This window comes from Aeromonas sp. ANP5 (assembly GCF_963870295.1).
Classification (GTDB): domain Bacteria; phylum Pseudomonadota; class Gammaproteobacteria; order Enterobacterales; family Aeromonadaceae; genus Aeromonas; species Aeromonas veronii.
This window is the reverse complement of record NZ_CAWMRY010000003.1, coordinates 140,630-154,044: the sequence shown is the minus strand read 5'-3', so window position 1 is coordinate 154,044 and position 13,415 is coordinate 140,630. Positions and strand designations below refer to the sequence as shown.

Below are 13,415 nucleotides of genomic sequence, written 5' to 3'. Positions count from 1 at the left end.
GTTTTCGGTAATTCATGTTTTCCCCTGTGGCCTCCCTAGCAAGAGCCACAGGGTTTTTTGCGGTTACTTTTTCTACTATGGTTAACTTATTAAATTATTTTAATAGAGCTAAAAAGTTTTTCATTGTATCTTCATTTAACATTTTCTCGACTGCTGCTATCTGGTGAATGTAATTGTATCCAGATGAATAAAGTCCATAGGATAAGGTTAAACCTTGTTTACTGTGCCCCACTATCTGTGAGGTTATCCCTTCTGGGATACCTGCATTTTCATAAGCTGTAATGGTCATGCCTCTGAAACTATGGAAGCAATTTTTCTTATCCCTTTCCCCCGTAACTTCAGCTTTAAGTCTACCAAACTTTGCTGACCATCCTGCTGGAGAGGTTTTCCCATAACGATCAAGCCAAAGACCATTGATGATGTAGTCCTTTAATTCATGCCATAAATGCTCCGGTAGTGGGATGCCGCGAATAGAGTTGTAAGTTTTCCCATCAGTTATTTTTATTATGTGAACATTCCCTTTTATCTCGAAATCATTAACGCCTAGACATACAAGCTCCCCAATCCGGCAGCCAGTAACTAGCCCGAACTTTATCAGGGCCTTCAACTGAGGTGATGCTCGGCTTATGATCACTGATAATTGTTCATGTGTGAATGGTTCATACTTCTTTGGTGCAATTCCAGATTTGAATCTTGCTCCTAAAAATGGATTTGTTCCTTCTGCTTGCTTATTTAAGTAACACCATTCCCAACATGATGATAATGCGGAGCGATAGCCTTTACGTGTCCAATCGCTTTTATCTGTACTGATACTTTGAAGCCAGAGAGTTACATCCCTCGCTTGAATGCTAGAAAGAGGAACATCCCGCTTATTCAAAACAGTTAAGAGGCTTTTGGCCCCAGAGCGTGCTTTGCTGAGAATGGCTTTGTGTACCTTGTCTTCATTCCCTTTTATGAAGCCGTCTACAGCTTTCCGTAAGCTAATGTGTGCGGGGGGAAGGGGAACACCTATCATCGGGGCCAATGGTGCGTCGGAGGCTGCACAGAGAGCGTCTGAAGGGCGGTATGACTCAACTGTCTGCCGTATCTCTGAGAGGATTGTGTTGAAATGCCGTTGTCTGGGAACTTCTCTTACTCGCTCTAGTAAGCCCATGAACTCCGAAACGATAGCGTCCCGCATTCGCCTTGCTTGCTGCAAATCGCTGGTCTGGAGGGACTTGGCATAAATCGCTTTGCCTCGGAAGAAGCTGTGATCCCTAAGCTCTTTTGGGACATTCCAATGCAGGTAGTAACGGTAGCGCCGGAGTTGCAGATGTTTCATTGCGTAGCCCTCCTATGGTATCTTGGGGCAAATCGTAATTACTCAATCCATAACACTCCGCATAACATACAGCATTGAATCTATTGGGATTGTAGGTCTGAAAGACTCGTGCAATCCGTGATAGATACGGTTGATCCAAGGCATGCATTTTACGACAGGTTTCATCGAGTTGACATTGCATGTCATTGCTTTATGTTAGCCGGCAATGATAAAGCATTATTGCGGCCAGGGCTAACAGCCAAGTGCTGCTTTCCACCTTGGTCCTCTACTTATGCACGATCGCGATTCCCTGCTATTGCAGTGGGCACGCCGTATTTCCGGTGATGCCACTCTCACGCTTACCCTCATTTCCGGTGATGCCAGCTTCCGCCGCTACTATCGCGGTGGTGGTCTGGTGTGGGTGGATGCCAATCCGAAAACCGAAAAAAATCATGAATTTGTTCGTAACGCGGCCGCCTTGCAGGCGCGTCAGCTGTTGGCGCCAGAGGTGAAGGCGGTGGACTATGAGCAGGGTCTGCTGGCGGTCAGTGACCTGGGCGATACCCAGCTGATCAGCTGCCTGAACGAGCACAATGTGCTGGCCTGGTATGGCAAGGCGATTGATTTGCTGCCCCGCCTGGGGGCGGTTGAACTGGCGCTTGAACCCTTCGATGCGGCATTTATGGCGCGGGAGAACAGCATTTTCCCCGAGTGGCTGCTTGGCCATCATCTGCAACTGACTCTGAGCCATGAAGAGCAGCAACTGCTGGACGAGACCTTTGCTTGTCTCACCGCCTGCAATCTGGCCCAGCCGCAGGGGGTGATGCATAGAGATTTTCACAGTCGCAACCTGATGGTGTGTGGCGGGGATACCCCCGAGAGCAGCCGGCTGGCCATCATCGATTTTCAGGATATGGTCATCGGGCCGCTCACTTATGATCTGGTTTCCCTGCTGAAAGATTGCTACGTGCGCTGGCCGGACGAGGTGATCGATGAAGGGATGTGCCACGGCTTTGCCACCCTGCAACAGGCGGGTCTGCTTGGCGAGCTCGATTATGCCAGTTTCCGTCGTGATGCCGACCTGACCGGCATGCAGCGCCACCTCAAAGCTGCCGGAATCTTTACTCGGCTCTATCATCGCGACGGCAAGTCCGGCTATCTCAAGGATATTCCCCGCACCCTCGGCTACGTGGTGGATGTCTGTCGCACTCACGGTAGTGCCTATCCGGTATTGGCCCGTTTTGGTCAGTGGCTGGAGCAGGTGGTGTTGCCGGGGATCGCCAACGCTGGGGTGAAACCATGAAGGCAATGATCCTGGCCGCTGGCCGTGGCGAGCGGATGCGCCCGCTGACCGACCTGCTGCCCAAGCCGCTGCTGGCGGTGGGGGGCAAGCCGCTCATCGTCCACCATATCGAAAAGTTGAAGTCAGCTGGCGTGACCGAGCTGGTGATCAACCACGCCTGGCTCGGCCACAAGCTGGTCGAGAGCCTGGGTGATGGCAGTGCGCTTGGGGTGACCATCCACTGGTCAGCCGAGGAGAGCGCACTGGAGACCGCGGGCGGCATTGTGCAGGCGCTGCCGCTGCTGGGCTCTGACCCCTTTTTGGTGATCAACGGCGATACCTGGCTCGATCTCGATTATCACACTCTGGTCAGCCAGCCCCTTGGCAATGATCTGGCCCACCTTTGGCTGGTACCCAATCCGCCCCAGCACCCGAGCGGGGACTTTGCCCTGCAAGGGGGGCGAGTCATGGATACGCCAGCGTTTACCTTCAGCGGGGTCGGACTATATGATCCGGCGGCCTTTGCCGGTCTCGCGGGCGGCGCCCGCAAACTGGCGCCCCTGCTCCGTGACTGGATGGCGCAAGGGCGGGTGGGCGGCAGCCTGCTCGCTGGCGAGTGGCGCGATATCGGCACGGTCGATCGACTGCACGAGCTGGATGACCAGCTCCAGGCCCGCACTCATTAACTTCAAGAGGTCTTGAACCATGCGTATTTGGGGTAAGGTGCTGGGCGCCTTCTTCGGTTTTCTGCTCGGCAATATCATCGGCGCCCTGATTGGCCTCTGGATCGGCCACCGTTTCGACCGTGGCATGGGGTTGCAGGGGGCGTTTCGTCGCGGCCCGAGTCAGGAGCAGCAAGCCGTCTTCTTCCACGCCACCTTCTCGGTGATGGGCCATATTGCCAAGTCCAGCGGCCAGGTGACCGAACAGGAGATCCGGGTTGCCTCCAACCTGATGGATCGGATGCGGCTGGCGGGCGAACAGCGTGCCCGGGCGCAGGAGTCGTTTCGTCTCGGTAAAGAGGCCGACTTCCCGCTACGCGAGACCCTGGCCGAGTTCCGCCGTGCCAGTCTGGGGCAGCGCGATATTCTGCGCTTCTTCCTCGAAGTGCAGTTGCAGGCGGCCTTTGCCGACGGGCGGGTGGAGGAGGGCGAGCGCGCCATTTTGCACACCATTGCCGACGAACTGGGCTTCAGCCGCATCGAGCTGGCCCGCATTCTGGCGATGGCCGAAGCGCAGATGAACTTCTTCAATCAGGCTCATGGCCAGTATCAGGGGGGCCATTCCGGTGGTCAGCAGTATCGGCAGGCGGCACCCTCTGCAGATCGCCTCAAGAATGCCTACCAGCTGCTTGGGGTGAGCGAGAGCGACAGCGATCAGGATATCAAGCGCGCCTACCGCAAGGAGATGAGCAAGCATCATCCGGACAAGCTGGCCGCCAAAGGGCTGCCGCCGGAGATGATGGAGATGGCCAAGGAGAAGACCCAGGAGATCCAGCAAGCCTGGGAGTGGATCCGCGAGGCGCGCGGCATCCGGTAAGCGCCAACGTCAGGTTGGAACAGACAACAAAAAGCCCCGCAGCAGTGCGGGGCTTTGTTTTGTTGTTTTATCCGGGCTGGCTTACTTGGCCGGAATCGCTTCCAGCACGTGCACCAGCAGTTGCCAGAAACGCTCGACCGCCGGGATATGTACCTTCTCGTCAGGGGAGTGGGCACCGCGGATGGTCGGGCCGAAGGAGACCATGTCCCACTCTGGGTAGGCGCTCTTGAACAGACCGCACTCGAGACCGGCATGGATCACCATCACGTTGGGCATGGTGCCGAACAGGGTCTGGTAGCTATTGCGTACCAGCGCCATGATGGGGGAGTCCACGTTCGGCGCCCAACCCGGGTAGGCACCGGTGAATTCGCAGCTGGCGCCTGCCAGGGTGAACAGGGAGCGGGTCATCTGCTCGATGCTCTCGCGGCCGGAGTCAATCAGGGAGCGGATCAGGCACTGGACGTACACTTCGCCATCCTGAGTCTTGATGACCCCCAGGTTGGTAGAGGTTTCGGTCACGCCGGGCATGGCATCGCTCATGCGCATCACGCCGTTCGGGCAGGCCATCAGGGCATCCAGCAGGCGCTGCTGCAGGGAGACGCTCATCAACTTGGCCGGTTTGGCGGCGTTGTTGACCAGCACGGTCAGGTTCGGCTCGGTGGCGGCCAGTTCGGTCTGGTAGATCCCGGTGTAGCGGTCAACCATCGCCTTGAACTCGTTTACGCTGGCAGAAGGCACCAGCAGGGTGGCACGGGCTTCGCGCGGGATGGCGTTGCGCAGGGTGCCGCCGTGGATCTCGGCCAGACGAACACCCAGCGGCTCGGCTGCTTTGAGCAGACGCACCAGCAGTTTGTTGGCGTTGCCACGACCGCGATGGATATCGCAACCTGAGTGGCCGCCACGCAGCCCTTTCACGGCCAGCTCGAACGCTTCGCCTTCGCTGGCGTCAACCAGCTCGAGCGGGAAGCGGATATTGGCATCCACACCGCCAGCGCAGCCCATATAGACCTCGCCATCCTCTTCGGAGTCGGTGTTGAGCAAAATTTCGCCCTCCAGCCAGCCCGCTTCCAGACCGAATGCGCCGGTCATGCCGGTCTCTTCGTCTGTGGTCAGCAGCACTTCCAGCGGACCGTGCTTGATGGTCTTGTCAGCCAGTACGGCCAGACAACCGGCCATGCCGATGCCGTTGTCGGCACCCAGGGTGGTGCCACGGGCCGTGACCCACTCGCCATCGACATAGGCATCGATGGGATCGGTCGCGAAGTCGTGTTTGGTGTCGGCGTTGGCCTGCGGCACCATGTCGATGTGGGCCTGCAGTACCACGGCTTTGCGGTTTTCCATCCCCGGGGTGGCCGGTTTCTTGATGATGATGTTGCCGACCTTGTCCTGCTTGACCGCCAGACCTTCCCCTTGAGCCCATTGGATGATCCAGGCGCTCAGTTTGGCTTCATGTTTGGAAGGGTGGGGGATGGAGCAGATCTGTTCGAAGAAATGCCAAATCAGTTTGGGAGAGAGAGAGCTAAGCTGTGCCACGTCGGGACTCCTTACCAGCACGGAATTAACAGGGCCCCATCAGCGGGCCGGGGAAGAGGATAACGATAATACAGTCAATCACACAAAAATGTGAGCAATCAGCGCAAATCGCAGGCAGCTTGTGCTGGCTGATGGCAACCAGGCAGTACGATCGTCAGGTTCGGACGACGCTGACCGATAGAAAAGAAAATGTGTGACCGATCTCACAAAAATATTGAATTTAACGCACCGACTGGTAAATTAGCTCCCGTGGTTCGCCACCCGTCAGGATGACGATGAAAGCCTCCAGGGAACTGAAGCAAAGCAAGTGCGCCTCCATGGAACCGAGTGTTCGTTCAAGGATTTGAGCCCGCATTAAAGGTACGTAACTTGTTAAGCAATCAGGAGTTTCAATATGCCAGGCAGCAACTCAACCTATTGGTTTGCCCCCTCTTTGTATACCCAGGGTTTCAGCTACCCTAACCCCTTCGTCACTCGTCGCTAAGACGAGCTGCCCAACCAGGCAGAGGCGAGAAAGCAGCAGGTGCGTGAGGTAAATCCTCCCCCTGCTATTTTTTTATCTGCGATTTGCCGCACAGCCCATTTGGACTCGGCAGCAGGGACGGCAGGTTAGTCGTTTGGCGCTCTAGATGTGCCGAATGGAGAGGGTGATGCCGATTTTTCCTGTTTTTGGCATACGTTTGCCAGGCATTTTCTCTGCAAACGGTGCTATCATATCGGCCCAACAGCCTGTCCGCGGTTTGGACACATCATCTAACCGATCGCCGGATAAGCCCATCTTGCTTCCATTGTTATCAGATTTGCTGCCGAGGCTTAGCCCTGAGGCAGTCGAAGTGCAATCTGAATTCAGTCGGGCAAGGGCCGCCATTTACTGGCATCCGCAGGGATAATTGCGGATGTTGTTATTTTAAGTGATTGTTTTTAAATAACTATTCGAGATCGATAACATGCCGAAAAAGTTCTATGTGTCGTGGGACAACCTGCAACGTGAAGCTCGCCGTCTGGCCCGTCGTCAGCTGCCTGTCAGCCAGTGGAAAGGTATCATTGCGGTCAGCCGTGGCGGCCTGGTGCCCGCAGCCCTGATGGCCCGTGAACTTGGCATTCGTAATGTGGAAACCCTCTGCATCTCCAGCTATGACCATGACAGCCAGCGCGAGCTGGTGGTCGTGAAGGCTGCCACCACCGCTGGTGACGGCGAAGGCTGGCTGGTGGTGGAAGATCTGGTCGACACCGGCACTACCGCCAAGGCGATCCGCGAGCTCTACCCGAAAGCCAAGTTCATCGCGATTTTCGCCAAGCCGATGGGCGAAGCGCTGCTGGACGATTTCGAAGTGGCGATCCCGCAGGATACCTGGATCGAACAGCCGTGGGATATGGCACTGGAGTTCGCCACACCGATCTGCGACGAAAAGTAACGGGAGCGGGATGTGACGCTCACTGCGTCCATTGGTCGCGACCGGCAATAATGGTTTCACAGGGCTCCAATTTGGAGCCCTGTTTTTTTGTGTATCAATCTGTTGCAGGGTGGCTGATGGGCAGTAAAAGTGGTTAAGATGAGCTATTGCCTGATATGAATGGGATACTATCTTGGACTTGAACGAAGACCTAAACCTGACCGAACAGCTCTTTACCCGCGTCAAGAAGGTATTGGAAACATCCGAGATCTCCAACTCCAGTGCGGCTGATCTGGCGCAAGCCGAGTCAGACGAGATGTTTATCGACGGATCCATGTCAAAGAGCTGGTATCGCCTGCTGCGCCGCCCCTCCTGGACCTGGCAGGGGGCTGATCCCATCGAAGTGGAGCAGACCCTGGCCCGCATCGCCATGGCGACCGGCGAGCGCACCCACGATTGCTATCTCGATACCATCAAGGGCTATGTGCCCGGCAACTGGATCTACGAGTGGAGCCAGGTGGCTGGCAACTATTTCAAGCAGGGCCGCGAACTGCGCGAGAAGGGTGATCCTTCTGGCGCCTTGAAACAGCTGCTCAAGGCGGTGCGCTACTACTCCATCGCCAGCTATCCCCATCTCAAGGATGACGAGCTGGCGGATCAGGCCCAGCTGCTCGGTAACATGGCCTATCGCGAGGCGGGTCGCCTGTTCAAGGTGCCGCTCAAAGAGATCCAGGTGCCTTTTCGCGGCAAGCATATTCAGGGTTATCTCCACCTGCCGACGACCGAAAAACCGGTGCCGCTGGTGATCATCAGCGGCGGGATCGACTCCCTGCAGCTCGATTTCCTCAACTTCTATCTCAAACGGCTCGAGCCCAACGGTATCGGCATGCTCTCCCTTGATATGCCCGGGGTCGGTTATGCCGAGCATTGGCCGCTGGTGCAGGATACCAGCCGTCTCCATCAGGCGGTGCTCCATTACCTCTCCGAAGTGGCCTGGGTCGATCATCAGCGTATCGCCATGGTGGGGATGCGTCTGGCGGGCAATATCGCAGCCAGACTGGCCTTTATCGAACCGTTCAAGCTGCGCACCGTGGTCTGTGTCGGCGCCGGGGTCAATCAGGTGTTTACCAATCAGGAGCTGTTTGCCAAGTGCCCGCGCATGATGCGGGACAGTTTGGCCAACCGGTTGGGGGCTGATGCGGCGCAGTGGGACGGCATGCGTACCAAGTGCCAGGTTTTTTCACTTAAAACTCAAGGATTACTGGGGACTCGCACATCGGTGCCGATATTGAGTATTGGACACAAGCGAGATTTTATTTGTCCCGAGCAGGATGTACGGGCATTGGCGGCGGCCAGTCGTAACGGCAAGGCCATCGTATTCGACAAGCAGCCTTTGCTGGAGGTGTATGACAAGGCGCTGGACGAAATCGTCGAGTGGCTGAAACAGCATTTATGTACCTGACATTGCGCTAAAGAACTGACGCCATCCCGAGGTGGCGCGGCTTGTTTAACAGGGAGGTTAACATGTCTGAAAGAGTGACCTACAAGCGACTGCTGAGGCAGTTTGCTGCCATTGGCCCCTATTTGCGCGAAGATCTCTGCGAAGAGGGGCGTTATCGTTTCGACTGCCTGTCGGTCTGCGTCAGCGCCAAGCCGGCGCCGGACAAACGGGAGTTCTGGGGCTGGTGGCTGGTGCTGGAGCAGGACGATCACCATTTCCGTTACCACTATCAGCTCGGTTTCTACAATGCTGATGGTGAGTGGCTGGACAAGCCGATCCCCAAGAAGCACCAGGTAGAAGTGGAGCGGACCCTCAACCGTTTCTACAAGCTCATCAGCGACAAACTGACGGCTCTGGAGTGTCAGTTAGCGCCAGCGGATCAGGTCACCAATGAGTTGACCGTGACCGCAGCTTGATCCCTGATGCCCGGCGAGCAGCATCCCGCTGTTTGCCGGGCCATCAGTCAGCCATCTTCCCTTCCGCCCGCAATCATCCGGGCATTTGCTTCATCTCCTCACCCCGGCGTTAATTGCCTTGCAGGGCTCCATGGCCGTGGGTATAAAGATATTCCTTACTTTTTAGCCTTTATGCTCCCATGGAAAACAGAACCATAGTCGTCAAGTTGGGCACCAGCGTGCTCACAGGGGGGTCTTCCCAGCTCAATCGTGCCCATATGGTCGAGCTGGTCAGACAGTGTGCGGCCTTGCACCGTCAAGGCCATCGGGTCGTGGTCGTCACATCAGGGGCTATCGCCGCCGGGCGTGAACATCTGGGTCACCCGCCACTGGCGCCAACCCTGCCCAACAAGCAGATGCTGGCGGCGGTTGGTCAGACCCAGCTTATTCGGGTATGGCAGGATCTGTTCAACCTCTACGGTCTGCATATCGGCCAGATGCTGCTGACCCGCGCCGATCTGGAAGATCGGGAGCGCTACCTCAATGCCCGCGACACCATGCGCACCCTGCTCGACCACCGCATTATTCCGGTCATCAACGAAAACGATGCGGTGGCGACCGCCGAGATCAAGGTCGGCGACAACGACAACCTCTCCGCACGGGCCGCCATTCTGGCGGATGCGGATCTGCTGATCCTGCTGACTGACCAGAAGGGGCTCTTTACCGCCGATCCGCGCACCAATCCCGATGCCCAGCTCATTGAAGAGGTGCAGACTATCGACGATACCCTGCGCTCGCTGGCGGGTGACAGTGTCAGCGGCCTCGGCACCGGAGGCATGGCTACCAAGCTGCAGGCCGCCGATGTGGCACGCCGCGCTGGTGTCAACGTGGTGATCGCGACCGGCCAGATGCCGGAGGTGATCGGCCGTCTTGCCAAGGGCGAGCGGATTGGCACCCTGTTCCCGGCGCTGGCGTCCCCGCTGGAAGGGCGCAAGAGCTGGATCCTGGCAGGCCCGCCCCCTCACGGCGAAGTGCATGTGGATCAGGGCGCAGTGGCCGCCATGAAGGAGAAAGGCTCCAGCCTGCTGCCCAAGGGGATCGTCGCGGTCAAGGGCGACTTTATTCGGGGCGATGTGGTGCGCATTCTCGATCCCAAGGGCGCTGAGCTGGCCCGCGGCATCTGCCGTTACGACCATCTGGAGCTGGAGAAGTTGCGCGGCGTCCACTCGGATCAGATTGAGCAGGTACTGGGCTATGGATATGGTTCAGTAGCCATCCATCGAGACGATATGGTGCTGCTCTAATCAGGGCGGCACGGCATGAACAAAAGGGAACCGAGATGAGTCTGGAGAAAATGGGGCAGGCGGCCCGTGAAGCTGCCTATCAGCTGGCCTCCATCAGCACGGCGCAGAAGAACCGGGCGCTGGCCGCCATCGCCGACGAGCTGGAGGCGCGCAGTGAACAGATCCTCGCTGCCAACGCGAAAGATATTGCCGCCGGTCGTGAGGCTGGCTTGTCAGAAGCCATGCTGGATCGCTTGCTGCTCAATCCGGCCCGGCTGGCCGGGATTGTGGCGGATGTGCGCAAGGTGATCACGCTGGATGACCCGGTCGGCGCCGAAATGGATAGCCGGGTGCTGGAAAATGGCCTGCGGCTCTCTCGTCGTCGGGTGCCCATCGGGGTTATCGGCGTCATCTACGAGGCACGCCCCAACGTCACCATCGACATCGCCAGCCTCTGCCTCAAGACTGGCAACGCCAGCATATTGCGTGGCGGGCGCGAGACCTTCCACTCCAATCTGGAGCTGGTGCGGGTGATCCAGCATGCCTTGGCGGCCTCCGGTCTGCCCGAGGTGGCGGTGCAGTACATCGACAACCCGGATCGGGCGCTGGTCGGCGAGTTGCTGCGTCTCGACCGCTATGTGGACATGATCATCCCCCGTGGCGGTGCCGGCCTGCACAAGATGTGCAAGGAGAACAGTTCCATCCCGGTCATCATCGGCGGGTTCGGTATCAGCCATATTTTCGTCGACGAGAGTGCCGATCTGGTGCGCTCTCTGGCGGTCATCGACAACGCCAAGGTGCAGCGCCCCTCCGCCTGCAATGCCCTCGATACTCTGCTGGTACACGAGAAAGTCGCTTCGGCTTTCCTGCCGCAGCTGGTGACGCTGATGAACGAGCGCAAGGTGATGCTGGTGGCCGCGTCCAACGCCATGACGCAGTTGGCGGGTGCCGATAACCTGTGCGAGGCGGGGCCGGAGGATTTCGATACCGAGTGGCTCGGGCTGACCCTGGGGGTCAAGTTGGTGGCGGATGTGAACGAGGCGCTGGCCCATATGCGCGAGCACAACGCCGGCCACTCCGATGCCATCCTGACCAATGATTTGGCCAATGCCGAGCGTTTTGTCAATGGCGCCGGCTCGGCGGCTGTCTATGTCAACGCCTCGACCCGTTTCACCGATGGCGGCCAGTTTGGTCTGGGCGCTGAAGTGGCGGTCTCGACCCAGATGCTACACGCCCGTGGCCCCATGGGGCTCACCGAGCTTACCAGCTACAAGTGGGTAGGGCAGGCCGATTACCTCAGCCGCGCCTGATAACCGGTTGTGTCAGATACAAAAATGCCGACCCCTTGGGTCGGCATTTTTTTCGCGGGTATCGCGCCGATACCACGCAGTGCGCTATTCCTCGGGGTTATTCCCCGTGATAGAGCACCTTGTCACCGGACTTGAGCACATAACCCTTCCAGATAAAGAGGGTGTAGCCGCTGCCCTGCCACGACCAGTTGCCCTCCGCACCTTGACGGGTCAGCGCAAGCAGCTCGCCGCTTGGTAGATGCAGTTCGGCCTGCGTCTGATCGGCGCTGAACAGCACGAAGGCGCTGCTGGTCTGGCTGGCATCGGTTGGATTGAGCCGGATACCCTCTTCAAACAGGCGCATACATTTGCCAGTCAGTGCTGACCACTGATAGCCCGCACTGCCGATACAGCCGTGGCTGTCGCGATCGCTGCCAACCAGATGTTGTTCCGGTGTACTGCATGCCGCCAGTAGCAGAGAGGCGGCCATCAGAGTCAAGGTGCGCATGGTTACTCCTGAAGATCCCGTTCGATGACGATGTTGGAGAATCCCAACTCTTTGAAGTAGTTCTCCTGATAATCTTTCACGCTCTTTTTGTCACGGCGGCAAACCTGAGCCAGCTGGGCCTCCATGGCGTGAAAACTGGTGAGATCCAGCCCTTCGGCAGCGGCGATGGCGTCGTAGATGCTGCGGAACTTATCGTTCGCGTAGCCGATCTCTTTGGCCTGTTTTTTATAGGTGTACGTAATCTTAAAGGCCATCTTGCCCTTCCTTCTTCGATTTGGCTTGCTTGCGCTGGACGTAGAGGTAGAGGCTTTCGACCTTCTCCCGAGCCCAGGGGGTCTTGCGCAAGAACTTCAGGCTGGACTTGATGCTGGGATTATCGGTGAAGCAGCGGATATTGATCTGCTGCCCCAGCTCTTCCCAGCCGTAGTGTTCGACCAGCGCAGTGACGATGGCTTCCAGCGTCAGCCCGTGCAGCGGGTTGTTCTTCTGCGAGGCGTTCGGTTGCTCGCTCATGCCTGCTCCGCCAGCTTGGCAAAGGGCTGACCCATGCGGGTGGTGACGCCATTGGCCAGATGGGGCTCGAAACCGGCCAGCATGCCCGGGCCAAACAGGCAGACGACAGTACTGCCCAGTTTGAACAGCCCCATCTCGGCACCTTTTTGCAGGGTAATGGCCTCGTCGCCGGCGTAGTCCCAGCGCACCACCTTCTTCTCTTTGGTCGGCGCAATGTTGCCGGCCCAGATGGTCTCGATGCTGGCCACGATAGTCGCACCGACCAGCACCAGCGCCATCGGGCCGTGCGGGGTGCGGAAGGTGGCCACCACCCGCTCGTTGCGGGCAAACAGGTTTGGCACGTTCTCGGCGGTGAGCGGGTTGACGGAGAAGAGATCCCCCGGCACGAACACCATGCTCTCCAGCACGCCATCCAGCGGCATGTGGATGCGGTGGTAATCCTTGGGCGCCAGATAGATGGTGGCGAAGTCGCCATCCTTGAACGGCGCCACCAGATCCTCATAGCCGCCCAGCAGCTCGCGGGCGCTGTAGTCGTGACCTTTGGCTTGGATGATGCGCCCCTGCTGGATCGGGCCGAGCTGGCTGACGGTGCCATCCACCGGCAGGGCCAGAGTCATGGCATCTTCTACCACGGGGCGGATACCGGGCTTGAGCTCGCGGGTGAAGAACTCGTTGAAGCTCTTGTAGTGGGCTGGACTCTCGTGCAGCGCCTCGCTCATGTCGACCTGATACTGCTTGATAAAGGCCTCGATCACTTTGGTGGTGATGTTACCCGCTTCGGCGGCGGCAAATTTGCCGATCAGACGGGAGAGGGCGTGCTTGGGCAGACAGTATTGACCGGCAATTTTCAGGTTGTCAGTAATGCTCATGTTCATCAT

General features: G+C 57.8%; 14 protein-coding genes. 8 read left to right on the top strand and 6 right to left on the bottom strand.

Annotated features, from left to right (window positions below; genetic code table 11):
• Window positions 1–94 precede the first annotated feature (94 nt).
• Complete coding sequence (locus AACT07_RS03180) at window positions 95–1,321, bottom strand: tyrosine-type recombinase/integrase (RefSeq protein ID WP_069526561.1); 1,227 nt, start codon at window positions 1,319–1,321, stop codon at window positions 95–97.
• Between the two features lie 271 nt (window positions 1,322–1,592).
• Between AACT07_RS03180 and AACT07_RS03175 the strand changes: the two genes are divergently transcribed.
• From AACT07_RS03175 to djlA, 3 genes are read left to right on the top strand one after another with little or no spacing between them, the layout of a single operon-like run.
• A complete protein-coding gene (locus AACT07_RS03175; RefSeq protein ID WP_069526560.1) occupies window positions 1,593–2,603 on the top strand; it encodes an aminoglycoside phosphotransferase family protein in 1,011 nt (336 codons plus the stop codon).
• Entirely contained in the window at window positions 2,600–3,268 is a 669-nt protein-coding gene (murU, locus tag AACT07_RS03170; RefSeq protein ID WP_069526559.1) for an N-acetylmuramate alpha-1-phosphate uridylyltransferase MurU, read from the top strand. Before AACT07_RS03175 ends, murU begins: the two co-directional genes overlap by 4 nt.
• Before the next feature lie 19 nt (window positions 3,269–3,287).
• The gene (gene djlA / locus AACT07_RS03165; protein ID WP_005358354.1) at window positions 3,288–4,121 is read left to right on the top strand and encodes a co-chaperone DjlA; all 834 of its coding nucleotides are present in this window, start codon (window positions 3,288–3,290) and stop codon (window positions 4,119–4,121) included.
• A gap of 81 nt (window positions 4,122–4,202) precedes the next feature.
• Here the strand turns inward: djlA and AACT07_RS03160 are convergent, their stop codons facing one another.
• Window positions 4,203–5,654 (bottom strand): aminoacyl-histidine dipeptidase, encoded by a 1,452-nt coding sequence (locus AACT07_RS03160; RefSeq protein WP_069526558.1) that lies wholly within the window; start codon window positions 5,652–5,654, stop codon window positions 4,203–4,205.
• A 947-nt stretch (window positions 5,655–6,601) separates the two neighbouring features.
• Between AACT07_RS03160 and gpt the strand changes: the two genes are divergently transcribed.
• From gpt to AACT07_RS03135, 5 genes are all read left to right on the top strand, one after another.
• Window positions 6,602–7,069, top strand: coding sequence for a xanthine phosphoribosyltransferase (gpt, locus tag AACT07_RS03155; protein ID WP_005339007.1), 468 nt, complete (start codon window positions 6,602–6,604; stop codon window positions 7,067–7,069).
• Window positions 7,070–7,241: 172 nt separating this feature from the next.
• Window positions 7,242–8,510 carry an esterase FrsA gene (frsA, locus tag AACT07_RS03150; protein WP_005349360.1) on the top strand — a complete coding sequence of 423 codons (1,269 nt, stop codon included), beginning with the start codon at window positions 7,242–7,244 and terminating at the stop codon, window positions 8,508–8,510.
• A 62-nt stretch (window positions 8,511–8,572) separates the two neighbouring features.
• Entirely contained in the window at window positions 8,573–8,965 is a 393-nt protein-coding gene (gene crl / locus AACT07_RS03145; RefSeq protein WP_005339003.1) for a sigma factor-binding protein Crl, read from the top strand.
• Between the two features lie 179 nt (window positions 8,966–9,144).
• Complete coding sequence (proB, locus tag AACT07_RS03140; protein ID WP_069526557.1) at window positions 9,145–10,248, top strand: glutamate 5-kinase; 1,104 nt, start codon at window positions 9,145–9,147, stop codon at window positions 10,246–10,248.
• Window positions 10,248–11,537 carry a glutamate-5-semialdehyde dehydrogenase gene (locus AACT07_RS03135; RefSeq protein WP_290438962.1) on the top strand — a complete coding sequence of 430 codons (1,290 nt, stop codon included), beginning with the start codon at window positions 10,248–10,250 and terminating at the stop codon, window positions 11,535–11,537. The genes proB and AACT07_RS03135 overlap by 1 nt, the downstream gene beginning before the upstream one ends.
• A 97-nt stretch (window positions 11,538–11,634) precedes the next feature.
• Here AACT07_RS03135 and AACT07_RS03130 read toward each other — a convergent pair whose 3' ends face one another.
• From AACT07_RS03130 to asd, 4 genes are read right to left on the bottom strand one after another with little or no spacing between them, the layout of a single operon-like run.
• Window positions 11,635–12,024, bottom strand: a complete 390-nt coding sequence (locus AACT07_RS03130; RefSeq protein ID WP_069526555.1) for a hypothetical protein — start codon at window positions 12,022–12,024, stop codon at window positions 11,635–11,637.
• A gap of 2 nt (window positions 12,025–12,026) precedes the next feature.
• Window positions 12,027–12,278 (bottom strand): DUF2960 domain-containing protein, encoded by a 252-nt coding sequence (locus AACT07_RS03125; protein WP_005338984.1) that lies wholly within the window; start codon window positions 12,276–12,278, stop codon window positions 12,027–12,029.
• Complete coding sequence (locus tag AACT07_RS03120) at window positions 12,268–12,537, bottom strand: VF530 family protein (RefSeq protein WP_005349372.1); 270 nt, start codon at window positions 12,535–12,537, stop codon at window positions 12,268–12,270. Before AACT07_RS03120 ends, AACT07_RS03125 begins: the two co-directional genes overlap by 11 nt.
• Window positions 12,534–13,406 carry an archaetidylserine decarboxylase gene (gene asd / locus AACT07_RS03115; protein ID WP_069526554.1) on the bottom strand — a complete coding sequence of 291 codons (873 nt, stop codon included), beginning with the start codon at window positions 13,404–13,406 and terminating at the stop codon, window positions 12,534–12,536. Before asd ends, AACT07_RS03120 begins: the two co-directional genes overlap by 4 nt.
• Between the last annotated feature and the right edge of the window lie 9 nt (window positions 13,407–13,415).